Below are 22,469 nucleotides of genomic sequence, written 5' to 3' on the forward strand. Positions count from 1 at the left end.
GACCGCTCCCAGAAGAATCAGAACCCGGAACACTATGCAATCGGTCATTCAACGCGCCAAGCGACTCATCATCAAGGTTGGCTCTTCCCTGGTCACCAATGATGGCAAGGGCCTGGACGCCAACGCCATCGCCCGCTGGGCGGAACAGATCGCGCAATTGCGTGCGCTCGGCAAGGAAGTGGTGCTGGTCAGCTCCGGCGCGGTGGCCGAGGGCATGCAGCGCCTGGGCTTCGACAAGCGCCCGACCGGCATCCATCACCTGCAGGCCTGCGCGGCCGTGGGCCAGATGGGCCTGGCGCAGATCTACGAAACCAGTTTCCGCAAGCACGACCTGCACACCGCACAGGTGCTGCTGACCCACGCCGACCTGGCCGACCGCGAACGCTACCTCAATGCCCGCTCCACCCTGTTCGCCCTGCTGCAACTGGGCGTGGTGCCGGTCATCAACGAGAACGACACGGTGGTCACCGATGAAATCAAGTTCGGCGACAACGACACCCTCGGCGCCCTGGTGGCCAACCTGATCGAAGCCGAAGCGCTCATCATCCTCACCGACCAGCCGGGCCTGTTCACCGCCGATCCGCGCAAGGATCCGGCGGCCACCCTCATTTCCGAAGCGCGTGCCGGCGACCCGTCGCTGGAGCTCATCGCAGGCGGCACCGGCACCGGCATCGGCCGCGGCGGCATGCTGACCAAGATCCTGGCCGCCAAGCGCGCCGCCACCTCCGGCGCACATACGGTGATCGCCTGGGGCCGTGAGGAACAGGTCCTCACACGCCTGGCTGCGGGTGAAGCCATCGGTACCCAGCTCAATGCCGAGACCGCGCAACTGACCGCGCGCAAGCAATGGATGGCTGATCACCTCAAGACCGCCGGCCGTGTGGTGCTCGATGCCGGCGCAGTGCAGAAGCTGAGCCTGGAAGGCAAGTCGCTGCTGCCTATCGGCGTGGTGGAAGTCTCGGGCGAGTTCGGCCGGGGCGACGTGATTACCTGCGTGGACGAGAGCGGCCGCGCCATCGCGCGCGGCATGAGCAACTACAACAGCTCGGATGCGCGGCGCATCATCCGCCATCCTTCCTCCGAGATCCAGGCCATCCTCGGGTTCGTCGAGGAGCCGGAGCTGGTGCATCGGGATAACCTGGTGCTGCTGTGAGGATGATGCATCACATTGCATTCTGGAAATGATTTATACGATTTATACGATATAAATAATTTCATGTGGACAATAAAAAAACGCGGCCAAGGCCGCGTTTTTTATTGTGTGCTTCGAGCCAGCCGCCGGGATCAGCGACGCACCGGATCAATACGCGTCTGCGTCTTGAGGCGATTGACGATGCTCTTGACGTTCTCATTGTCGGCAATGATCTTGCCTTCGCAGAAATAATCCTTGAACAGCGCGCCATCGATGCGATTGACGCCGATATCGCGGATCGGCTGCCACTTGTCGCGGCGCGAGCGCGACCATTTGCCATCGGGATGGCCGAAGGCGTAGGTCTTCTTCTCCCAGGTCTCGCAGCGCATGCCTTCGTACATCACGTTGACCGCACCGCCTTCGGTCTTGGTGACCACGGTGTAGCGAACCACCTTGTCAGTGCCGATCGAAACGGAATTGGTATCGATGTAGGCCTTCATGGTGGCATTCGGGCTGAGATAGAACTCGGCCAGGTTCTGCTCTTGCGGCGTCGGCGGCAACTGCACGGCGATTTCCTGCCAGGGCTTTTCCTCGTCGTCGAATTCTTCATCGAAGCTCTGCGCCAGTGCGCCGGCGCAGGCCGCCAGAAGCGAGCAGGCCAGCACCGCGCGGCGCAGGCCGCGCACGGTGAACAGGGAACGTGGGGGTTCAGGTTGCTGGAAAGAGGGCATAGAACTCACTTGGTTTCCGGCGTGTTCGCGCCGTTGCAGGGCTGGGCTTGTGCGGCCTGGCCCGGATTCTTGTGGGGATGCGCAATGCGCCCGGCTTGCTCGGCACGGCGCGGGCCGTGGCCCGGACGACTCAGGAAGCGCGACAATTCCTGCAGCGCCTGCTGATAGACCTCGCGTTTGAACTCGATGACCACATCCAGCGGCACCCAGTAGTCATGCCAGCGCCAGGCATCGAATTCCGGATGCGAGGTGCCGCGCAGGTTGACGTCGCAATCGCGCCCGACCATGCGCAGCAGGAACCAGATCTGCTTCTGGCCGCGGTAATGGCCGCGCACTTCGCGCTTGATGAAATGATCGGGGACTTCGTAGCGCAGCCAGTCACGGGTGCGGCCGATGATCTTGACGTGCTCGGCACGCAGGCCGATCTCTTCTTCCAGTTCCCGGAACATCGCCTGTTCGGGGGTCTCGCCGTGCTTGATGCCGCCTTGCGGGAATTGCCAGGAGTGCTCGCGTACGCGCTTGCCCCACCACACCTCGTTATTGGCGTTGAGCAGGATGATGCCGACGTTCGGGCGGAAGCCTTCTCGATCCAGCATGGTGATCCTCAAACTTTCTGCGGCTGGAAGTCCCTTTCAGGCAGGCTCATGCGACTGCGGGCGCACGCGGCAAAGCCGGTACGCCAGGCGGTCAGGAGCAATCACATCGATGCACGGATGTCATTGAAACTAGGAGCAAATCTGCAAAGAAAGGGCGCATCAGCCAGCTAATCCTTTAAAATTGGAACGATTATAACCCTCCTCTTTTTAAAAAGAACCGACCGTCATGCGCGCCTCACGTTTTTTTATTTCCACCCTGAAAGAAGCCCCGTCCGACGCTGAAATCGTGAGCCACAAGCTGATGATGCGTGCTGGCATGATCAAGCGTCTGGGAGCTGGCATCTACACCTACATGCCCATGGGTCTGCGCGTGATTCGCAAGGTCGAAGCCATCGTGCGCGAGGAAATGAATCGCGCCGGCGCCGTCGAGCTGTTGATGCCGGTGGTGCAGCCGGCCGAGCTGTGGCAGGAAACCGGCCGGTGGAACAAGATGGGTGCCGAGCTCATGCGCGTGAAGGATCGCCATGGCCGCGACTTCGCCATCCAGCCGACCTCCGAAGAAGTGGTCACCGATGTGGCCCGTACTGAACTGCGCAGCTACAAGCAATTGCCGGTCAACTTCTATCACATCCAGACCAAGTTCCGCGACGAGCGCCGTCCGCGTTTCGGCCTCATGCGCGGCCGCGAATTCACGATGAAGGATGCCTACTCCTTCGACCGCGATGTCGATGGCCTGAAGAAGTCCTACCAGGCCATGTATGACGCCTACGTGCGCATCTTCACCCGCTTCGGCCTGGAGTTCCGTGCCGTCGCCGCCGACAACGGTGCCATCGGCGGTTCCGGCTCGCACGAATTCCACGTCATCGCCGCCACCGGTGAGGACGCACTGGTCTATTGCCCCACCTCCGATTACGCCGCCAACATGGAAGCGGCCGAAGCGCTGCCCGTGGACAGCAGCCGTGGTGCCGCCACCCAGGCGCTGGAAAAGACCGCCACGCCCGGCAAGTCCAAGTGCGAAGCCGTGGCTGAATTGCTGGGCCTGCCGCTGGCACGCACCGTCAAATCCATCGTGCTGGCAGTGGACAACGAAGATCCGGCCAAGAAGGAAATCTGGCTGCTGCTGCTGCGCGGCGACCATGAACTCAACGAAGTGAAGGCCAGCAAGATTCCGGGCCTGTCCACCTACCGCTTCGCCAACGAAGCCGAGATCGTCGAATGGTTCGGCACGCCCCCGGGCTACCTGGGCCCGATCAGCACCAAGAAGCCGGTCAAGGTGGTGGCCGACCGCACGGTCGCCAACATGGCCGATTTCGTCTGTGGTGCCAATGAAGCCGATTTCCACTACACCGGTGCCAACTGGGGCCGTGACCTGCCCGAGCCGCTGGTGGCCGATATCCGCAACGTCGTTGAAGGCGATGCCTCGCCGGACGGCCGTGGCGTGCTGGCGATCCAGCGCGGCATCGAAGTGGGACACGTGTTCCAGCTGGGCACCACCTATTCCGAAGCGATGAAGGCGACTTACCTGGATGAGTCCGGCAAGCCGCAACCGCTGGTGATGGGCTGCTACGGCATCGGCGTGACTCGTATCCTGGGCGCGGCCATCGAACAGAATTTCGACGACCGCGGCATCATCTGGCCGACCTCGATTGCGCCTTTCGAAGTGGTGCTCTGCCCCATGGGCTATGACCGCAGCGAAGCCGTCAAGACCGAAATCGACAAGCTGTACGCGCAACTGACCGAAGCCGGTGTGGATGTGGTGCTGGATGATCGTGGCGAGCGTCCGGGCGCGATGTTCGCCGACTGGGAACTGATCGGCGTGCCGCATCGCATCGTGGTCGGTGACCGTGGCCTCAAGGATGGCAACATCGAATACCAGGGTCGCCGCGATGCAGAAGCCACCCAAGTACCGCTGGCCGAGGCGCTGGCCTTCATCCAGGGCAAGCTGGCGGCCTGATCTTTCCACAGGCTGCAATGACAAAGGCGGGCGCCATGGCGTCCGCCTTCGTTTTTGGGGAGAGCGAAATTACTTGGCCGGGACGATGGTCACGGTCTCGCGCAGGATGCCGCCCGAGGCGACGCTGCCATCGCTGTTGCCCTGGCCGTTGACGCGCTTCTCGCAATCGATGCGATCCGATTGCGGCAGGCCTTCACAGCGGCGCAGGGCGTTTTCCTTCAGTTGCGCCGCGCCCGGATCGGTCAGCGTGCCGCGCGCAGCGGCTTGCTGGGCAGCACCGGCTTCACGCAGGCAGGTAGCACGGTCTTCCGTGGAGGCGCCGCTCTTGCAGGCGGCGATCTGCTGCTGGTATTCCGAATGGCCGGCCTTGCCCGCAGCGAACACGTGCGAGGCACCGCCCAGGGCGGCCAGGCCGATCACGAGGGCGCTGGCCGAACGCAGCAGTTGGTGACGCAGGGTGGCGGTTTGGTTTGGCATGGTCATTTCCTTTCTCTTGGTCATGAGCGTCCAGGCTCATCAGTGGATGGCACAGGGATAGACCCGGTTTCCGGTTTTCGGTTCTTTTATTCAGTTCTGCCGGAGGCGATGTGAGCTGGAAAGCTGAAACCGGCCTTTGCGGCCAGTGCCACACCCTGCAGAACCGCCATGGTAGGCGGTGACAGGCCTGCTCGCCATCAGAGAAGTGCTGCATGCGGCGTCAGACAAGAGGAAAACCGGCCGGCAAGGCCACGCCCCCTGAAACATCCGGAAACAAAAACGCCCGCATGACATCTGCGGGCGTTTTTGTTTGCAAGTCGCTTGCAAACCGCGGGCGTCGATCAGCTCAGGTGAGCCGAGATCAGCTTGGTCATTTCAAACATCGTGACTTGCTTCTTGCCACCGAAGATTGCCTTGAGCTTGTCATCGGCATCGATGTTGCGCTTGTTTTCGGCGTTCTGCAGCTTGTGCTTCTTGATGTATTCCCAGACCTTCTTGGTCACTTCAGTGCGTGGCAGCGGCTTGGCGCCGACCACCTCGCCCAGGGCTGCCGACGGTGTCAGCGGCTTCATGAAGGCGGCATTGGGAGTACGTTTTGCTGCGGGTTTGGCGGCGGGTTTTGCTGCGGCTTTCTTGGGAGCGGCTGCCTTGGGAGCGGCCTTCGGTGCGGCTTTCGGTGCGACTTTCGGCGCTGCCTTGGCGGCAGGCTTGGCAGCTGCCTTGGGAGCGGCGGCTTTGGCGGCCGGTTTGGCGGCTGCCTTGGCTGCGGGTTTTGCTGCTGGCTTCTTTACTGCGGCTGCTGCTTTTTTTGCTGTGGCCATCGGAAAGACTCCTCACAAGAATGAGATGAATGCGTCATTTACGCACCGCTAATAGTGGTGCTCTTTGCACGGCCACGCAAGTATTTTTTAGTGGATTTTCCCGTGAAAGCGCCAGGAAACAACGAGCCGCCCCGATCCGCCGTCAAGCCGCGCCGGTAAAGGGATCGCGGCGGATCGCGGAAGTCCCGGAAAGGGCCGCATCGGCGATATCGGAGGGGAAGGAAAAGCGATGAAAGAAGGGCATGTTTTCGTGCGCATGACGCGTGCAGAAAACGTATCCGGAGAGACCGGATTGGGGCTCGAAAACGGAGGGGAAAAGCGGAGGAGGGGAGTTTTTCCGGCGCCAGAAGAGACCGCCGGAGGTCGTGTGGAAGGGCCGCAAAGCCTTTTCCAGAAAGACTTTGCGGCCGATGCCGTCAGCGCATGCCGCCCGGCAGCAGGCCCTTCATGCCACGCATCATCTTCATCATGCCGCCGCCCTTGAGCTTCTTCATCATCGATTGCATCTGCTCGAACTGCGACAGCATGCGGTTGACTTCCTGTACCTGCACGCCGGCACCGGCGGCGATGCGGCGCTTGCGGGTGGCCTTGATCAGTTCCGGCTTGGCGCGTTCCTGCGGGGTCATGGAGTTGATGATGCCTTCCATGCGGCGCACCTGCTTCTCGGCCTGGTCCATGTTGGCGTTGCCGGCGGCGGCCTGCATCTGGGCCGGCAGCTTGTCCAGCAGGCTGGTGAGGCCGCCCATCTTCTTCATCTGCGACAGCTGGGCCTTGAAGTCATTGAGGTCGAACTTGCCGCCGCCCTTGATCTTGTGCGCCAGGTCCTGCGCGGCTTCCATGTCCACGCCCTTGCGTGCCTCTTCCACCAGCGCCAGGATGTCGCCCATGCCGAGGATGCGGTTGGCCATGCGCGATGGATCGAAGGCTTCCAGGCCGTCGAGCTTTTCGGCCACACCGGCGAACTTGATGGGCTTGCCGGTGATGTGGCGCACCGACAGCGCAGCACCGCCGCGCGAGTCGCCGTCCAGCTTGGTGAGCACCACGCCGGTCAGCGGCAGGGCGTCGTTGAAGGCCTTGGCGGTGTTGATGGCGTCCTGGCCCAGCATGGCGTCGACCACGAACAGGGTTTCGATGGGCTTGATGGCGGCGTGCACGGCACGGATTTCATCCATCATGGCCTGGTCGATGCCCAGACGGCCGGCGGTGTCGACGATCAGCACTTCGTGGTGATGCTTCTTGGCGTAGTCCAGCGCGGCCAGGGCGATGTCGACCGGCTTGTCGGTCGGCTGGCTGGGGAAGAAGTCGGCGCCGGCCTGGCCGGTCACGGTCTGCAGCTGGCCGATGGCGGCCGGGCGGTAGACGTCGGCGGAGACGGTCAGGACCTTTTTCTTCTTGTTCTCGCGCAGGTACTTGGCGAGCTTGCCGACGGTGGTGGTTTTACCGGCACCCTGCAGGCCGGCCATCAGGATGATGGCCGGCGGCTGGGTGGCAAAGTTCAGTTGCGAGGCTTCGGCACCGAGGTCGGCACCCATCAGGCTGGCCAGCTCGCGCTGGACCACGCCGACCAGGGCCTGGCCGGGGGTGAGCGAGCCGATGACCTCTTCGCCCATGGCTTTTTCCTTCACCTTGGCGATGAACTCGCGCACGGCGGGCAGGGCCACGTCGGCCTCCAGCAGGGCCAGGCGCACTTCGCGCAGCATCTCGGCGGTATTGGACTCGGTCAGTCGCGCCTCGCCGCGCATGGTTTTGACGACTTTGGCGAGGCGTTGGGTCAGGTTGTCTAGCATGGTGATATCTGCAAATGAATGGGGGCGGAAAGGCCGCAGGGCCGCTGGCCGGGACTACGACGCACCGGGAGTGCGCAGGCGGGGCGGCGGGCAATCCTGCATTCTAACCGATCAGCCCCGCTGCGCCCCTGCCGGCGCGTGCGGCCCAGATGGGGGCGCTACGTAAAATTAACAGCTTGTACGGCTTGCGCTCTTTGTGTATACATGGGCGCTGAATTTCCAAGCGCACAGAATAATCAAGGCCCCTGCCACGCAGCACGGGCCAACGCCATCGAGACTGCCGGCCTGCACGACTGCCGCCGGCGCGCCGTATCAACAACGATACACACAAGAGGAGAGTGGAAATGCAAAAGCAAAAACCAAAACAATGGATCGCGCTGGCCCTGCTGGCCACCGCCGGTTTCTCGGCCACCAGCCACGCGGCAGACGACGTCATCCGCCTGGGCAACCTGAAGTTCGCCCACTATGGTGCGGTGTCCTACATCAAGGAGATCGCCCCCAAGTGTGGCATCAAGGTCGACGAAAAAGTCTTCGCCAAGGGCCCGGATGTGATGCAGGGCATCCTGGCCGGTGAGCTCGATGTGGGCACGACCGCCTCCGAGGCCGCCATTTCGGGCCGGGCCAACGGTGCGCCGATCTATGTGGTGGCCGGTTTCGCCAAGGGCGGCGCACGCCTGGTGGCGGGCAAGGACTCCGGTATCAAGTCGGTCAAGGACCTCAAGGGCAAGAAGGTGGGCGTCACCCGGGGCGGCATTCATGAAGTGCTGCTGGATGCCGAATTGGGCCAGAACGGCCTGACGGCCAAGGATGTCACCATCGTCTATCTGGCCTTCGCCGACCTGAACCAGGCCCTGCTGGGCAAGAACATCGACGCCATGATGCAGAGCGAGCCGCAATCCTCGCAGGCCATCAACAAGGGCTTCGGCGTGGAAGTGATGAAGCCGTATGACACCCCCATCGGCGAGCCCTATCGCACCATGGTGATGACCGAGAAGTTCTACACCGAGAAGCGTCCGCTGGCCGAGAAGTTCATGCGCTGCTTCCTGGAGGCGACCAAGACCTTCATCGACAAGCCGGAAGTGGCCGAAAAGTACGTGCGTGAAGTGATCTTCAAGAACCAGATCACCAAGGAAGACTTCTACGACGCCATCGGCAACTCGCCTTACGCCTACGACATCACGGCCGAGCACATCCAGGTCACCACCGACACCATGGCCAAGTACGGTACCGGCAAGATGGCCAAGCCGCCGGTGGCCAAGGATTGGGTGAAGACCGATCTGCTGGAGCAGGCCAAGAAGAGCATGAACCTGAAGTAAGACGGGGGAATCTCGATGGGAAAGAACAACAAGGGCAGCTTCCTGCAGGGGCTGCTGGTGCCGATCGTCGTGATCGCGCTGTGGGAGGGCGCGTCCCGGGCTGGCTGGATCAATCCGCAGATCCTGCCTTCGCCCTGGGCGGTCCTGAAGAAATGGGTGGAATACGCCACCCCGCTCAAGCCCTATGAGCCCGAGGCCGGCAGTTGGCTGGCCTGGGCCTTCTCGGGCGAACTGATCATGGATGCCATCGGCAGCCTGTACCGGGTGGTGGCAGGCTTCCTGATCGGTGCCGGGCTGGCCCTGCCGCTGGGCTTGCTGATGGGCTCCAGCCAGCGGATCTATGGGCTCATGAATCTGACGGTGCAGGTGATCCGTCCGATTCCGCCGATTGCCTACATCCCGTTGGCCATCCTCTGGTTCGGGCTGGGCAATCCGCCGGCGCTGTTCCTGATCTCGCTGGGGGCGTTCTTCCCGGTGCTGATGAATACCATCGCCGGGGTGCGCCAGGTCGACAGCATCTACCTGCGCGCGGCCCGCAATCTGGGGGCGAGCCAGTCCACGCTGTTCCTGCGGGTGATGCTGCCGGCGGCGGTGCCTTACATCCTCTCGGGCGTGCGCATCGGCATCGGGACTGCCTTCATCGTGGTGATCGTGGCCGAGATGATTGCGGTGAGCAATGGCCTGGGCTTCCGCATCATGGAGGCACGTGAATATTTCTGGTCGGACAAGATCATCGCCGGCATGATCACCATCGGCCTCCTGGGCCTGGCGATCGACCTGGGCATGAGCCGCCTCAACAATTACATGCTGCGCTGGCATCGCGGGCTGGAGAACTGAGATGAACCAGACAAATGCTTCTCCGCGCATTCGTATACAGAATGTGCACAAGGTCTTCAAGACCGATGACCGCGAGGTCGTGGCCCTCAAGGACATCCATTTCGATATCCCGGACGGCCAGTTCGTCTGCCTGCTGGGCCCTTCCGGCTGCGGCAAGTCCACGCTCCTGAACGCCATCGCCGGGTTTGCCCTGCCATCGTCCGGCCAGATCCTCACCGGCGACAAGGTGGTCACCGAGCCGGGACCGGATCGCGGCATGGTGTTCCAGGAATACGCGCTCTTCCCCTGGATGACGGTGGAACAGAACGTGGCCTTCGGACTGGAGATCAAGGGAACGCCCAAGGCCGAGATCCACCAGCGCGTCACGCAATTGCTGGACAAGCTGGGTCTGATCGACTTCCGCACCCGCTTCCCCAAGGATCTCTCGGGCGGCATGCGCCAGCGGGTGGCCATCGCCCGGGTGCTGGCGCTGGATTCGCCCATCATGCTCATGGACGAGCCCTTCGGTGCCCTCGATGCGCTGACCCGCCGCAACCTGCAGGATGAGCTGCTGCGCATCTGGGACGAGTTCAGGAAGACCATCGTCTTCGTCACCCACAGCATCGAGGAGGCCATCTACCTGGCTGACCGCATCGTGGTCATGACCTACCGCCCGGGCACGGTCAAGCGCGACATGCTGGTGAACCTGCCGCGCCTGCGCGATCCGGCGGACCCCGAGTTCAATGCCTTGAAACGCGAACTGGGCCAGCTGGTGATGGAAGAGCAGCAGCGCCATCACAATGCGGAGATGAAGGCGGCGGCGGTCGACTGACGTGGCTGCAGCTCTCTATAGTGATGTGCCCGACACGGCAGGCAAGCCCTGCCGTGTCGCATTTGGCGGGCCCGATTCGCGCGCCGGCTGACCGGGCGCAAGCGGGCCGGGGGCCGAGATAGTGTAAACTCGGGTGATGCAAACTTATTTTTTCATCCTGGCTGCGCTGCTCTATCTGGGCTGCGCCTTCATGCCTTCGGAGCGGCGCGTGCCGATTTCGGCGGGCATCGTGGCCGGCTGGATGCTGCATGGCGGGGCGCTGCTGTCGGACATGTTCGCGCCCGACGCGTTGCGGGTGGGCTTTGCGGTCATGCTGTCGTCCACGCTGTGGATCTCGGTGGCGGCCTACTGGCTGGAAAATCGCAATTTCTCGCTCGACAGCATGCGCGTGCTGGTCTTGCCGGTGGCAGCTGTAGCGGTGGTGCTGCCCAGCGCCTTCCCCGGCAACATGGTGGCGCTGGCCGGCAAGTCCGACTGGTTCCTGGCGCACATCGCCATCTCCATCCTGGCCTACAGCACGCTCACCATCGCCGCCTTCCATGCGGTGCTGATGGTGCTGCAGGAGTCGCGCCTGCATACCCGGCCCGGTCCGGCTGCCCAGTCGGGCTGGTTCGGGCTGGCGCTGGATCGACTGCCGGCGCTGCTGACCATGGAAAAACTGCTGTTCCGCCTGATCGCCTTCGGCTTCACCTTGCTGACGCTGACGGTGCTATCGGGTGTCGTCTTCTCCGAGCAGTTGTTCGGGACACCATTCAAGTGGGACCACAAGACGGTCTTCACCATGCTGTCCTGGCTGCTGTTCGGCCTGCTCCTGGCCGGCCGTCGCTGGCAGGGATGGCGGGGGCGGACCGCGCTGAGCTTCACGCTGGCCGGGTTCGCCATCCTTTTATTGGCTTATGTGGGCAGCCGGTTCGTTCTTGAAGTCGTGCTGCATCGGGTTCTGACATGAAATATCTGATTTGGCTGGTGGTCCTGCTGGCCGTGGTGGTGTGGTTCCAGCGCGCCAAGAAATCCATGCTGGCCGGCAGCGACCGTGCCGCCGACGGCAACTCTGCCGCCGGTGAGCCCGAGCCCGGCATGCCGCGGCCCAAGCCCTCGCGCTTTCGCCGCCGTGGCGACAGCAATGTCGAGACCATGGTGCAGTGCGCCCATTGCGGCATCCACTTCCCGTCCTCCGAGGCGGTGGTTCACGCCTCCGGCGCGCACTACTGCTGCGAGGAGCATCGCCGCCTGGCTTCCTTCTGAGCATGGACGCTGTCTTCTCTGACCCCGGCGCCTGGATCATCGATGGCGACGGCTGGTGCGATCACGCCCGCCGCGAACCCTCGCCCAATTGCGACGAACGTCCCGAAGGCGTGGCTGCCGAGCTGCTGGTGATCCACAACATCAGCCTGCCGCCCGGTGAATTCGGCGGCCCCCATATCGCCGACCTGTTCTGCAACCGGCTCGACTTTGACGCGCATCCTTATTTCGACCAGCTGCGTCCCCTGCGCGTCTCGGCCCACTTCCTGATCCGCCGCGATGGCGAAGTGGTGCAGTTCGTCCCGGCCCATCGCCGCGCCTGGCATGCGGGCGTGTCCAGCTTCGAGGGACGCGAGCGCTGCAATGATTTTTCCATCGGCATCGAGCTGGAAGGGACCGACTTTGAACCCTTTACCGAAGCCCAATATGAGACGTTGGTGAAGCTCTCCCAGGCCCTGGTAACGCGCTACGGCTTGACCGCCGTGGCTGGCCACGAACACATCGCGCCGGTGCGCAAGACCGACCCCGGACCATTCTTCGACTGGGACGGCTATCACAACAAAATGGTGAAAATCGTTAACGCGGCGCAATTGCGCTTCCCCGTTGGCCTTCACAAAAGTCAAGCTTGAACAGCACAAAAATTCTCTAAATAGCGGTTGCATCCGCCCGGACCCGCTACTAGAATTAGTCCCATTCGATGTTTTGATACTAGATGTAGTGTTCAGTTGAACTTGTTGTTGGTATCGGGTCTTCATCCACGGTCGGCCCGTTTCAGGCAGTGCTTCAGAAGGTGCAAGACCCGCGAGGCAGTAACCAAGTACGACAACGCCCCCGGTTCTCCTTCTTTTAATTCCGTTCCACACATCAGTTTCAAGCAGTTTTGCGTCAGCATGAATGTCCACGCAAGGGACAGTCATTGTGGGACGCTTCCGCCGTTCGCGGGTCCTTTGCCGTTCGGGGCCCGGATGAAGTTATTAGCAACGCAGGTGGCAACCCCCGGCCATCTGCCCCATGTACCCCAGGAGGCTAAGTGCGCTCAACCCAAGAAATTTCCGTCAAATCGCCCGCTCCGTTCGGCACCTCTGCCGAGCTGGAAGGTTCCGCTGAAGGCCAGGCCATCGTGTCCCAGACCGCTGGCCTGGGCGAATACCGCATCATCCGCCGCAATGGCGCGGTGGTCGGTTTCGAGCCCTCCAAGATTTCCATCGCCGTGACCAAGGCCTTCCTGGCCGTCAACGGTGGCCAGGGTGCCGCTTCGGCGCGCGTGCGCGAGATGGTCGAGCAACTGACCACCAACGTGGTGTCGGCGCTGGTGCGCCGCCAGCCCACCGGTGGCACCTTCCATATTGAAGATATTCAGGATCAGGTCGAGCTGGCCCTGATGCGTTCGGGCGAGCATGACGTCGCCCGTGCCTACGTGCTGTACCGTGCCAAGCGCATGGAAGAGCGAGCCCAGCAAGGCGCCGCCACCAAGACCGAAGTGGCCGCACCGCAACTGCACGTGACCGAAGACGGCCAGAGCCGTCCGCTGGACATCAACGAAGTCCGTTCCCTGATCGCCGCTGCCTGCGTCGGCCTGGAATCGCACGTCGATGCCGACGCCATCCTGTCCGAAACCGTCAAGAACCTGTACGACGGCGTGCCCGTCGAAGAGCTGTACAAGTCCGCCATCCTGGCTGCCCGCGCGCTGATGGAAAAGGACCCTGCTTACAGCCAGGTGACTTCGCGCCTGCTGATGCACACCATCCGCAAGGAAGTCTTCGGCAAGGAAGTGGCCCAGGCGGACGCCCCGGCCGAGTACCTGGAATACTTCCCGCAATACGTGAAGAAGGGTATCGAAGCCGAGCTGCTCGACACCAAGCTGGCCCAGTTCGACCTGGCCAAGCTGGCTGCCGCCATCAAGCCCGAGCGCGACCTGCAGTTCGGCTACATCGGCCTGCAGACCCTGTATGACCGTTATTTCCTGCACATCGGCGGCACCCGCATCGAGATGCCCCAGGCGTTCTACATGCGTGTGGCGATGGGCCTGGCACTGAACGAAATCGACCGCGAAACCCGCGCCATCGAGTTCTACGACCTGCTGTCCTCGTTCGACTTCATGAGCTCGACCCCGACCCTGTTCAACTCGGGTACCCAGCGTTCGCAGCTGTCTTCCTGCTACCTGACCACGGTGGCCGACGACCTCGACGGCATCTACGAAGCCATCAAGGAAAACGCCCTGCTGGCCAAGTTCGCCGGCGGCCTGGGCAATGACTGGACCCCGGTGCGTGCCCTGGGTGCGCACATCAAGGGCACCAACGGCAAGTCGCAAGGCGTGGTCCCCTTCCTGAAGGTGGTCAACGATACCGCCGTGGCGGTCAACCAGGGCGGCAAGCGCAAGGGCGCGGTCTGCGCCTACCTGGAAACCTGGCACATGGACATCGAGGAATTCCTCGAACTGCGCAAGAACACCGGCGACGACCGCCGCCGCACCCACGACATGAACACCGCGAACTGGATTCCCGACCTGTTCATGAAGCGCGTGATGGAAAAGGGCGAGTGGACCCTCTTCTCGCCCTCCGACACCCCGGACCTGCACGACAAGTTCGGCCGTGCCTTCGAAGAAGCCTACACCGCCTATGAAGCCAAGGCCGCTCGTGGCGAGCTGAAGCTCTTCAAGAAGGTGCAAGCCAACGACCTGTGGCGCAAGATGCTGTCGATGCTGTTCGAAACCGGCCACCCGTGGATCACCTTCAAGGATCCTTGCAACATCCGTTCGCCGCAGCAACACGTGGGCGTGGTGCACAGCTCCAACCTGTGCACCGAGATCACCTTGAACACCAACGAGAGCGAGATCGCGGTCTGCAACCTGGGTTCGGTGAACCTGCCGGCGCACCTGGTCAATGGCGAGCTGGACCATGCCAAGCTGCAAAAGACCATCCGCACTGCCATGCGCATGCTGGACAACGTCATCGACATCAACTACTACGCCGTCAAGAAGGCACGTGATTCCAACCTGCGCCACCGTCCGGTGGGCATGGGCATCATGGGCTTCCAGGACTGCCTGCACATCAAGCGCGTGCCGTACGCCTCGATGGACGCCGTCGAATTCGCCGACCGCTCCATGGAAGCCGTCTGCTACTACGCCTACATGGCTTCGACCGAACTGGCCGAAGAGCGCGGCCGTTACGCTTCCTACCGCGGTTCGCTGTGGGATCGCGGCATCCTGCCGCAAGATTCCCTCAAGCTGCTGGCGCAAGAACGCGGCGGCTACCTGGAAACCGACAGCACCGAGACCCTGGACTGGGCCGCCCTGCGTGCACGCATCGCCGAACACGGCATGCGCAACTCGAACTGCGTGGCCATCGCCCCGACGGCGACCATCTCCAACATCATCGGCGTGTCTGCTTGCATCGAGCCGACCTACCAGAACCTGTACGTGAAGTCGAACCTGTCGGGCGAATTCACCGAGATCAACGAGTACCTGGTGCGCGACCTGAAGGCCCGTGGCCTGTGGGACGAAGTCATGGTCGCCGACCTCAAGTATTTCGACGGCAGCCTGGCCAAGATCGACCGCATCCCGCTAGACCTGCGCGACATCTACGCCACCGCCTTCGAAGTGGATCCGTCCTGGCTGGTGGAAGCCGCCTCGCGTCGCCAGAAGTGGATCGACCAGGCCCAGTCCTTGAACATCTACATGGCCGGTGCTTCCGGCAAGCGCCTGGACGAGACCTACAAGCTGGCGTGGCTGCGTGGCCTCAAGACCACCTACTACCTGCGCACCATCGGCGCGACCCACACCGAGAAGTCGACTTCCCGTGCTGGTGCACTGAACGCCGTGGCCGTTGATGGCGGCGCCGGTGCCATGGCCTCGGCTTCCGGTACGGCCGTGCCGGCCGCACCGATCGCTTCGGCGGCTGCTGCCTCGGCTGCCTACGTGATGCCGACCCCGGGTGCTTCGATCGAAGCCGATGGTCCGGTCTGCACCATGCGTCCGGGCGATCCGGGCTTCGAAGAGTGCGAGGCCTGCCAGTAAGCAATCCGGGCAGGGCCGGGACGGCCTGCTGATGAGGATGATCCAAGGTCATCCGAGATGACGGCAGCAACACTGCCCCAAGTCCTGCCCACCCTAGCCGGCGCATCGCGGTGAACTTCACCGGATGCGCCGTTGTCACCTGATAGACACCCGCCGCGCCATGGTCATGCGACCTCGCCGGCAGCTACCGATAAAGTAAAGAGGAACCACAGATGCTTTCTTGGGATGATGAAGTCAAGCAACCGGCCCAGGCGCCGCGCACCCCCAACCTGCAGCCGCAACTGCAACCGGCCTTCGGCCAGTCCAATGCTGCGCTGAACCCGGCACTGATGGCCGGCAACAGCGAGCAGGTCGACACCACCCGCCGCGTCAATGCTGCCGACAAGCGCATCATCAACGGCCACACCGACGTCAACCAGCTGGTGCCCTTCAAGTACAAGTGGGCCTGGGACAAGTACCTGGCCGGCTGCGCCAACCACTGGATGCCGCAAGAGATCAACATGCAGCGCGACATCGAGCTGTGGAAGAACCCGAACGGCCTGACCGAAGACGAGCGCCGTCTGGTCAAGCGCAACCTGGGCTTCTTCGTCACCGCCGACTCGCTGGCCGCCAACAACATCGTGCTGGGCACCTATCGCCACATCACCGCACCGGAGTGCCGCCAGTACCTGCTGCGCCAGGCTTTTGAAGAAGCGATCCACACCCACGCCTACCAGTACATCGTCGAATCGCTGGGCCTGGATGAAGCCGAGATCTTCAATGCGTATCACGAGGTCGCATCGATCCGCGACAAGGACGAGTTCCTGATTCCCTTCATCGATACGCTGACCGATCCCGAGTTCAAGACCGGCACGATGGAGAATGACCAGAAGCTGCTGAAGTCGCTGATCGTCTTCGCGTGCATCATGGAAGGGCTGTTCTTCTACGTGGGCTTCACGCAGATCCTGGCACTGGGTCGCCAGAACAAGATGATGGGCGCGGCCGAGCAGTACCAGTACATCCTGCGTGACGAATCGATGCACTGCAACTTCGGCATCGACCTGATCAACACCGTGAAGATGGAGAACCCGCACCTGTGGACTCCGGAGTTCCGCGACGAAATCAAATCGTTGTTTTTACGCGCGGTGGAGTTGGAATATCGTTACGCAGAGGATACAATGCCGCGAGGCGTGCTCGGGTTGAACGCTACCATGTTCAAGGGCTACCTGCGATTCATCGCAAACCGCCGCGCACAGCAAATCGGATTGGACCCGCTGTTCGCACAAGAAGAAAATCCGTTCCCGTGGATGAGCGAGATGATCGACTTGAAGAAGGAGCGCAACTTCTTTGAGACCCGTGTCATCGAATACCAAACCGGGGGCGCACTGAGTTGGGAATGATGTGCAGTCTTGAAGTTCTCTTCATCGAGACATGATGCACAACAGGAGCCGGGTAGCTTGCAAGATGCCCGGCTGCTGAAACGGAAAAGGCCTACGCCAAATTAATGAACAGTCAGAGACCGAATCAATCTTCTCTGTTATCGCCGCTTAACCCCATCTTGTCGGGTCAGGCGGCTTTTCCTTTGAAAAACACCAAGGTTTTTCAGGAACGCGATTCCGACGCTAGCGTTTGAACACGCTGGCGTTTTTTTTGGTGTCGCGCCTGCTCCCGTAGTCGCATCTTCCTGCGCCATTGCGCGGGCACTACCGGAGGGGCGTCGCCAAGATAGCTGAAGCGCTGCATAGGTGAGGGGATGCAGCAGTTCAGCTGGTGCCGAATTCATTAGCGCAAGCCACAGGCGGCTTGTGCCGATGAATAGCTCGCCCGCGTCATCGCGATGTCGCGTGCGGGTTGCTTATATCAAGCTTGATTTTTTCCATTCACGTGAAGAAGGAGAAACAAAATGGCAACAGCAGCAAAGAAGACCGCGGCGAAGAAGCCGGCGGCAAAGAAGGCGGCAGCCGCCAAGGAAACCACCAAGAAGGTAGCCGCGCCCAAGGCCGCAGCCGCCAAGAAGACCGTGGCCAAGGCCGCCGCCAAGCCGGCAGCTGCCAAGAAGGCAGCCGCTCCGAAGGCAGCAGCGAAGAAGGTTGCAGCCCCGAAGGCAGCAGCAAAGAAGACCGCAGCTCCGAAGGCAGCCGCAGCGAAGAAGGTTGCAGCTCCGAAGGCAGCAGCCAAGAAGACCGCAGCTCCGAAGGCCGCCGCAGCGAAGAAGGTTGCAGCTCCGAAGGCAGCAGCCAAGAAGACCGCAGCTCCGAAGGCAGCCGCAGCAAAGAAGGTTGCAGCACCGAAGGCAGCAGCCAAGAAGGTTGCAGCGCCGAAGGCCGCCGCCAAGAAGGCAGCCGCTCCGAAGGCAGCAGCGAAGAAGGTTGCAGCTCCGAAGACAGCAGCCAAGAAGGTTGCAGCGCCGAAGGCCGCCGCCAAGAAGGCAGCTGCTCCGAAGGCAGCCGCAGCGAAGAAGGTTGCTGCACCGAAGGCAGCAGCAAAGAAGGTCGCAGCGCCGAAGGCCGCCGCCAAGAAGGCAGCTGCTCCGAAGGCAGCCGCTCCCAAGGCCGCAGCAGCCAAGAAGGTTGCAGCACCGAAGGCAGCTGCTCCCAAGGCCGCCGCCAAGAAGGTAGCCGCACCGAAGGCCGCAGCGCCCAAGGCAGCTGCAGCACCGAAGGCAGCCGCCAAGAAGGCCGCCGCTCCGAAGAAGGCAGCCGCCAAGCCGGCAGCCGCCGCCGCAGCACCGGCCGCCAAGACCGTGCTGAACCCGGCCGCTGCATGGCCGTTCCCGACCGGCGCTGGCCGTCCGTAAGATCGGCGTGCGTCTAGTCTGATCCCCTCAGACTGAAGGCCGCTGTATGGCATTGCGCCATGCAGCGGTTTTTTTATGCCTGCGGGAAGGGCCTTGCCGCTCCCGCACCGCCGCTCCCGACGATGATGAAGGACTGTATCTCTGCTCTGGCATTCCGGCACAATGGCACAATATATGAAAGCTCAGGTGTGCTCGCACGCGGCGCTAACGCTTGCCTGCGCGACCACCTCGCCGCGGGCAGCACGCAGCACGCAGCAGACAGCGATTGCGCAGCGACCGCTTGCCCACTAGTATGTGCCCTGCCTCTCACTGATGGAGATCCCTGTGCTGCATAGTATTTTCACGATGATCGTCAACGCCGTCGCCAGCATCCTGGCCGGCGTCCTGCTGCTGCGCTTCTGGATGCAGGTAGTGCGCGTACGTCCGCCGCAATCGGTGGGTCAATTCGTCTACCAGCTCTCGGACTGGCTGGTGCTGCCGCTGCGCCGGGTGATGCCGGGCGGCCGCCATGACTGGGCCAGCCTGCTGGGGGCCTTCCTCATCGTGCTGCTGTCCATCATCGCCATCCTGGGTTTTCAGAGCGGTTTCGACTTCAAGCTCATCTTCCTGGTGGCACTGGAGCGCTTCTTTGAATGGATCTGCTACGGCTTCATGGCCACGCTGATCATCGAGGCCGTCTTCAGCTGGGTCAATCCGCACGCACCGCTGGCCCCTTTCGTGCGGGCTCTGAACGATCCGCTGCTGCGTCCGCTGCGCAGGATCATCCCGCCCCTGGGCGGCGTGGACCTGTCGCCGCTGGTCCTGCTGATCCTGCTGCAGATCGCGGTACGCGTGGTCAGTGGCCTGCTCTTCGGCGGATTCTGACCAGACCGCCGGGTTTGCCTCCACGTGAAAAGAGCCGGACATCCGGCTCTTTTTTCATCTGCACGCGGCAACAACGCGATCAGCGCTTCTGCTTTGCCGACCACTGCTCCAGCGCCTGCATGGTGTTCTCCACATGCTTTTCCGGATTCATGTCGGTGTACTCGTAGAGGATCGCGTGGTCCGGCGTGATGACGTAGGAGGTACGGCTGGCATAGCCGGTGACCTTCATGAACTGCGCGTCATAGGCCTTCATGATCTTCTTGTCGACATCGGCCGCCACCGCGAACTTGCTGCGGCATTCGCTGACCGAGAACTTGTTGAGGGTCTCGATGTTGTCGCCCGACACACCGATGACGGTGGCGCCCAGCGCCTTGTAGCGATCCACGGCTTCCGCAAACAGGTGCGCTTCGATGGTGCAGCCGGAGGTGAAGGCGGCCGGATAGAAGTACAGCACCACCGGACCTTTCTTCAGCGCTTCCGACAGCGAGAAGGTCGACACCTGTCCGCCCAGCGAACTCGGTGCGGAGAACTCGGGGGCCTTGTCGCCCGGCTTGAGAGCGGCCACTGCACCCTGCGAACACAGCACTGCCCCCAGCAGGAGCGAGGCACCACACCAGCGGCGCGGGCGCGCGGCCGCATCGGCCGTGAGGGAAAACGAGGAAGGGTTCAGCATGGCGAATCTCCTTGATGATGCGGGGAGCCGGCATCGCGCATGAGCCGCTGCGCGTCACCGGCAGGGAAGTCCATCAGCCGAAGCGATAGCCGAAGGCCTTGTGGAAGCGCTCTTCGATCTCCGCCTTGGACGGCGCATGGTTCTGCGGACCTTGTGAAGCGATCTTGATGGAACCCATCAGGCTGGCCAGGCGGCCGGTGGTTTCCCAGTCATAGCCTTCGGTCAGGCCGAACAGCATGCCGGCGCGGAAGGCATCGCCGCAGCCGGTCGGATCGGCGATCTTGTCGGCCTTCACGCAGGGGATGGCGTGGTGCTTGCCGTCCACGAAGATGTCGGCACCCAGCTCGCCGCGTGTGACCACCAGGGCCGTGACGCGTTCAGCGATCTGCGCCAGCGACAGCCCGGTGCGCGCCGTCAGCAGTTCGGCTTCGTAGTCATTGACCGCGACATAGGTCGCCAGGTCGATGAAGTTCTTGAGGTCATTGCCATCGAACATCGGCATGCCCTGGCCCGGATCGAAGATCAGCGGGATCTTCAGTTCAGCCGCCTGCTGTGCGTGCTGCAGCATGCCGTCACGGCCATCGGGCGCGACGATGGCGAACTTGACCGCACCGGCGTCAGCGACCTTGTTCTCGTGCGACCAGGTCATGGCACCCGGGTGGAAAGCGGTGATCTGGTTGCTGTCGGCGTCGGTGGTGATGAAGCACTGCGCGGTGAAGGAGGATTCGATCTGGCGCACGCATCGGGTCGAGATGTCCAGGGCGGCAAAACGCTCCATGTAGGGTGCGCTGTCCAGACCGACGGTGGCCATCACGATCGGTTCGCCACCCAGCAGCTTGAGGTTGTAGGCGATGTTGCCGGCACAGCCGCCGAACTCGCGGCGCATGGTGGGCACCAGGAAGGAGACGTTGACCTTGTGCAACTGGTCAGCCAGCAGGGCTTCAGCGAAACGGCCCTCGTATTGCATGATGTTGTCGTAAGCGAGGGAACCGCAGATCAGGGAGCTCATGGCGTGGTCGGGACAAGTGAGTGAATGATGCCGCATTGTAGAAGAAAAGCGGCGTGCAGTCCGAACCTGACGCAAGTCGTTTCGAGTTCAGGCCGGGCAGTGATGATCGGTGACGATCAGCCGGGATGAGTCCGGGTCAGGGATAGAAGAGATAGATCCGATAACCCGAGACCAGCGCATCCTTGAGCTCGAAGTTGAGCTTGATCTGCTGCTCGCTCTCGGGCCCGATGCCACGGTCGACCTGCGCCGGGTCGGCCAGATAATCGCGCGGGCGGAAGACGCGCCGCACCACCGCCTTCTCGTCGTCATTGTTGAGCGTAAGTTCAATATGCGGCCAAGCCTGGGCGCTGGTGCCGCGATTGCGCATCACCAGCGAGAGCGCATAGACGTTCTGGTTGGGTGGCACCACCTGCAGTTCGTTGGATTCCAGCGAGAGGCGCTCGATCTCGGTGGGCAGGCCCACGGTGCAATGGAAAGCCACGCACATGCCGTTGAGCATGGGACGCAGCTGCGGCACGGAGGCGGCCAGCGGATTGCGCCAGTAGTAGAGCGATTGCAGCAGCAGTACCGGCACCATCACGCCGGCCAGCACCATCATCACCATCTTCATGGCCTGGCTGATGCGAGCGCGGCGCTCGGCACGCTTGACGAAGCCGGGTTCGTCGGCGGGCTCGTCGTCTTCCGCTTCCGCTTCTTGTGCGTCGGATTTTTCGCCATCGCCGGGGACGCCGTCCTTGGCATCGGCCACATCATGCAACACCGGCTCATCGTCGATACGGAAGACGGCGGCCACCTCGGGCGGCGCGGCAATCTCGTCGGACTCGGCCGAGGAGCGGCGCAGCAGCGCTCCGCTGTCGGGGCCATCCTCTTGCGGCGGCATCGGGCTGCTGGCTGGATCCTCGGGACTTGTCTTGTCCACAGGCACAGCGGGTTTGAAGCTCGCACCAAGATCCGGAAGGTAGCCCGGACTGGTCGGCGAGCGGAACACCTTGGGCTCGGCAATGACCGGGATGGCGGCAGGCAAGGGAGCCGACGCAGCAGCCTGGACGGGCGCGGCTGCCGACATTGGCTGCGGCGCAGGAACGTTCACCTCGGGGACGGGCGTTTGCGCAGGGGGAACGAAGGGAGGCTGTTGCGCGGTCAGCGGCGCGCCAGTTCGTTCATAGGGGCTGTTAGCGGGGGGCGTCGGGACGGAGGAGGATGAAGGTGCCGGCGCAAACACCGGTGTCGCCATCCCGGCCTGGGCCTTGCTGCCTGGTGCCGGCTGGTAGTGGCCGTCGGCCACGCTGGCCTCGACCAGGAATTCGTTACCGTTGAAGACCTGGCGGCAATTGCCGCAGCGGACCAGTCCGCCGCGCAGTTTGAGCTGGTCGCTGGCGACCCTGAAGATGGTCAGACAGTGCGGACACTGGGTCGCCAACGCCATGG

General features: G+C 62.6%; 20 protein-coding genes. 12 read left to right on the forward strand and 8 right to left on the reverse strand.

Annotation, left to right across the window (positions count from 1 at the left end; genetic code table 11):
* Positions 1–34: 34 nt before the first annotated feature.
* The gene (proB, locus tag J2X56_RS19365) at positions 35–1,153 is read left to right on the forward strand and encodes a glutamate 5-kinase (RefSeq protein ID WP_121042575.1); all 1,119 of its coding nucleotides are present in this window, start codon (positions 35–37) and stop codon (positions 1,151–1,153) included.
* A gap of 131 nt (positions 1,154–1,284) precedes the next feature.
* Here proB and J2X56_RS19370 read toward each other — a convergent pair whose 3' ends face one another.
* Together J2X56_RS19370 and J2X56_RS19375 are read right to left on the reverse strand one after the other, a co-directional pair.
* Complete coding sequence (locus J2X56_RS19370; protein ID WP_034333967.1) at positions 1,285–1,863, reverse strand: CNP1-like family protein; 579 nt, start codon at positions 1,861–1,863, stop codon at positions 1,285–1,287.
* A 5-nt stretch (positions 1,864–1,868) separates the two neighbouring features.
* Entirely contained in the window at positions 1,869–2,459 is a 591-nt protein-coding gene (locus J2X56_RS19375; protein ID WP_121042577.1) for an RNA pyrophosphohydrolase, read from the reverse strand.
* Positions 2,460–2,685: 226 nt separating this feature from the next.
* Between J2X56_RS19375 and J2X56_RS19380 the strand changes: the two genes are divergently transcribed.
* On the forward strand, positions 2,686–4,413 hold the full coding sequence (locus J2X56_RS19380; RefSeq protein ID WP_310161807.1) for a proline--tRNA ligase: 1,728 nt from the start codon (positions 2,686–2,688) through the stop codon (positions 4,411–4,413).
* 69 nt (positions 4,414–4,482) lie between these two features.
* Here the strand turns inward: J2X56_RS19380 and J2X56_RS19385 are convergent, their stop codons facing one another.
* The 3 genes from J2X56_RS19385 to ffh form a co-directional block, all read right to left on the reverse strand.
* Positions 4,483–4,890: a hypothetical protein gene (locus J2X56_RS19385; RefSeq protein WP_134135674.1), complete on the reverse strand. Its 408-nt coding sequence runs from the start codon at positions 4,888–4,890 to the stop codon at positions 4,483–4,485.
* A 341-nt stretch (positions 4,891–5,231) separates the two neighbouring features.
* A complete protein-coding gene (locus tag J2X56_RS19390; protein WP_310161811.1) occupies positions 5,232–5,711 on the reverse strand; it encodes an SWIB/MDM2 domain-containing protein in 480 nt (159 codons plus the stop codon).
* A gap of 416 nt (positions 5,712–6,127) precedes the next feature.
* Positions 6,128–7,498, reverse strand: a complete 1,371-nt coding sequence (gene ffh / locus J2X56_RS19395) for a signal recognition particle protein (protein WP_310161814.1) — start codon at positions 7,496–7,498, stop codon at positions 6,128–6,130.
* A 344-nt stretch (positions 7,499–7,842) separates the two neighbouring features.
* Here ffh and J2X56_RS19400 point away from each other — a divergent pair, with 344 nt between their 5' ends.
* The 10 genes from J2X56_RS19400 (at position 7,843) to J2X56_RS19445 (ending at position 19,359) form a co-directional block, all read left to right on the forward strand.
* Positions 7,843–8,814 (forward strand): ABC transporter substrate-binding protein, encoded by a 972-nt coding sequence (locus J2X56_RS19400; RefSeq protein ID WP_310161817.1) that lies wholly within the window; start codon positions 7,843–7,845, stop codon positions 8,812–8,814.
* 15 nt (positions 8,815–8,829) lie between these two features.
* A complete protein-coding gene (locus tag J2X56_RS19405; RefSeq protein WP_134135672.1) occupies positions 8,830–9,651 on the forward strand; it encodes an ABC transporter permease in 822 nt (273 codons plus the stop codon).
* Position 9,652: 1 nt separating this feature from the next.
* Positions 9,653–10,462, forward strand: coding sequence for an ABC transporter ATP-binding protein (locus J2X56_RS19410; protein WP_034334689.1), 810 nt, complete (start codon positions 9,653–9,655; stop codon positions 10,460–10,462).
* Positions 10,463–10,598: 136 nt separating this feature from the next.
* Complete coding sequence (locus J2X56_RS19415) at positions 10,599–11,411, forward strand: inner membrane protein YpjD (RefSeq protein ID WP_204726176.1); 813 nt, start codon at positions 10,599–10,601, stop codon at positions 11,409–11,411.
* Positions 11,408–11,707: a PP0621 family protein gene (locus tag J2X56_RS19420; RefSeq protein WP_209568205.1), complete on the forward strand. Its 300-nt coding sequence runs from the start codon at positions 11,408–11,410 to the stop codon at positions 11,705–11,707. Before J2X56_RS19415 ends, J2X56_RS19420 begins: the two co-directional genes overlap by 4 nt.
* 2 nt (positions 11,708–11,709) lie before the next feature.
* The gene (gene ampD, locus J2X56_RS19425; RefSeq protein ID WP_310161823.1) at positions 11,710–12,333 is read left to right on the forward strand and encodes a 1,6-anhydro-N-acetylmuramyl-L-alanine amidase AmpD; all 624 of its coding nucleotides are present in this window, start codon (positions 11,710–11,712) and stop codon (positions 12,331–12,333) included.
* Between the two features lie 401 nt (positions 12,334–12,734).
* Positions 12,735–15,719 carry a ribonucleoside-diphosphate reductase subunit alpha gene (locus J2X56_RS19430; protein ID WP_310161825.1) on the forward strand — a complete coding sequence of 995 codons (2,985 nt, stop codon included), beginning with the start codon at positions 12,735–12,737 and terminating at the stop codon, positions 15,717–15,719.
* Between the two features lie 212 nt (positions 15,720–15,931).
* The gene (locus J2X56_RS19435; RefSeq protein WP_121042594.1) at positions 15,932–17,098 is read left to right on the forward strand and encodes a ribonucleotide-diphosphate reductase subunit beta; all 1,167 of its coding nucleotides are present in this window, start codon (positions 15,932–15,934) and stop codon (positions 17,096–17,098) included.
* Positions 17,099–17,601: 503 nt separating this feature from the next.
* Positions 17,602–18,495 (forward strand): histone H1-like repetitive region-containing protein, encoded by an 894-nt coding sequence (locus J2X56_RS19440; protein ID WP_204726174.1) that lies wholly within the window; start codon positions 17,602–17,604, stop codon positions 18,493–18,495.
* 324 nt (positions 18,496–18,819) lie between these two features.
* Positions 18,820–19,359, forward strand: a complete 540-nt coding sequence (locus tag J2X56_RS19445; protein ID WP_121042598.1) for a YggT family protein — start codon at positions 18,820–18,822, stop codon at positions 19,357–19,359.
* A gap of 79 nt (positions 19,360–19,438) precedes the next feature.
* On the opposite strand, the gene J2X56_RS19450 is transcribed toward J2X56_RS19445, so the two are convergent.
* The 3 genes from J2X56_RS19450 to J2X56_RS19460 form a co-directional block, all read right to left on the reverse strand.
* On the reverse strand, positions 19,439–20,032 hold the full coding sequence (locus J2X56_RS19450; RefSeq protein ID WP_204726173.1) for a peroxiredoxin: 594 nt from the start codon (positions 20,030–20,032) through the stop codon (positions 19,439–19,441).
* A gap of 73 nt (positions 20,033–20,105) precedes the next feature.
* A complete protein-coding gene (locus J2X56_RS19455; protein WP_034333773.1) occupies positions 20,106–21,041 on the reverse strand; it encodes a carbohydrate kinase family protein in 936 nt (311 codons plus the stop codon).
* Positions 21,042–21,177: 136 nt separating this feature from the next.
* Positions 21,178–22,467, reverse strand: coding sequence for a DUF3426 domain-containing protein (locus tag J2X56_RS19460; RefSeq protein ID WP_310161832.1), 1,290 nt, complete (start codon positions 22,465–22,467; stop codon positions 21,178–21,180).
* Between the last annotated feature and the right edge of the window lie 2 nt (positions 22,468–22,469).

Origin of the sequence: Herbaspirillum sp. 1173, from assembly GCF_031455335.1 — a bacterium.
Lineage (GTDB): Bacteria > Pseudomonadota > Gammaproteobacteria > Burkholderiales > Burkholderiaceae_D > Herbaspirillum > Herbaspirillum huttiense.

Excerpts from the sequence above, each read along its gene's own strand:
- J2X56_RS19455 (WP_034333773.1), bottom strand. The coding sequence starts at position 21,041 with ATGAGCTCCCTGATCTGCGGTTCCCTCGCTTACGACAACATCATGCAA.
- J2X56_RS19420 (WP_209568205.1), top strand. The coding sequence starts at position 11,408 with ATGAAATATCTGATTTGGCTGGTGGTCCTGCTGGCCGTGGTGGTGTGG.
- J2X56_RS19450 (WP_204726173.1), bottom strand. The coding sequence starts at position 20,032 with ATGCTGAACCCTTCCTCGTTTTCCCTCACGGCCGATGCGGCCGCGCGC.
- J2X56_RS19390 (WP_310161811.1), bottom strand. The coding sequence starts at position 5,711 with ATGGCCACAGCAAAAAAAGCAGCAGCCGCAGTAAAGAAGCCAGCAGCA.
- J2X56_RS19410 (WP_034334689.1), top strand. The coding sequence starts at position 9,653 with ATGAACCAGACAAATGCTTCTCCGCGCATTCGTATACAGAATGTGCAC.
- J2X56_RS19405 (WP_134135672.1), top strand. The coding sequence starts at position 8,830 with ATGGGAAAGAACAACAAGGGCAGCTTCCTGCAGGGGCTGCTGGTGCCG.
- J2X56_RS19380 (WP_310161807.1), top strand. The coding sequence starts at position 2,686 with ATGCGCGCCTCACGTTTTTTTATTTCCACCCTGAAAGAAGCCCCGTCC.
- J2X56_RS19375 (WP_121042577.1), bottom strand. The coding sequence starts at position 2,459 with ATGCTGGATCGAGAAGGCTTCCGCCCGAACGTCGGCATCATCCTGCTC.
- J2X56_RS19400 (WP_310161817.1), top strand. The coding sequence starts at position 7,843 with ATGCAAAAGCAAAAACCAAAACAATGGATCGCGCTGGCCCTGCTGGCC.
- ampD (WP_310161823.1), top strand. The coding sequence starts at position 11,710 with ATGGACGCTGTCTTCTCTGACCCCGGCGCCTGGATCATCGATGGCGAC.
- ffh (WP_310161814.1), bottom strand. The coding sequence starts at position 7,498 with ATGCTAGACAACCTGACCCAACGCCTCGCCAAAGTCGTCAAAACCATG.
- J2X56_RS19370 (WP_034333967.1), bottom strand. The coding sequence starts at position 1,863 with ATGCCCTCTTTCCAGCAACCTGAACCCCCACGTTCCCTGTTCACCGTG.
- J2X56_RS19385 (WP_134135674.1), bottom strand. The coding sequence starts at position 4,890 with ATGCCAAACCAAACCGCCACCCTGCGTCACCAACTGCTGCGTTCGGCC.
- J2X56_RS19460 (WP_310161832.1), bottom strand. The coding sequence starts at position 22,467 with ATGGCGTTGGCGACCCAGTGTCCGCACTGTCTGACCATCTTCAGGGTC.
- J2X56_RS19440 (WP_204726174.1), top strand. The coding sequence starts at position 17,602 with ATGGCAACAGCAGCAAAGAAGACCGCGGCGAAGAAGCCGGCGGCAAAG.
- proB (WP_121042575.1), top strand. The coding sequence starts at position 35 with ATGCAATCGGTCATTCAACGCGCCAAGCGACTCATCATCAAGGTTGGC.
- J2X56_RS19435 (WP_121042594.1), top strand. The coding sequence starts at position 15,932 with ATGCTTTCTTGGGATGATGAAGTCAAGCAACCGGCCCAGGCGCCGCGC.
- J2X56_RS19415 (WP_204726176.1), top strand. The coding sequence starts at position 10,599 with ATGCAAACTTATTTTTTCATCCTGGCTGCGCTGCTCTATCTGGGCTGC.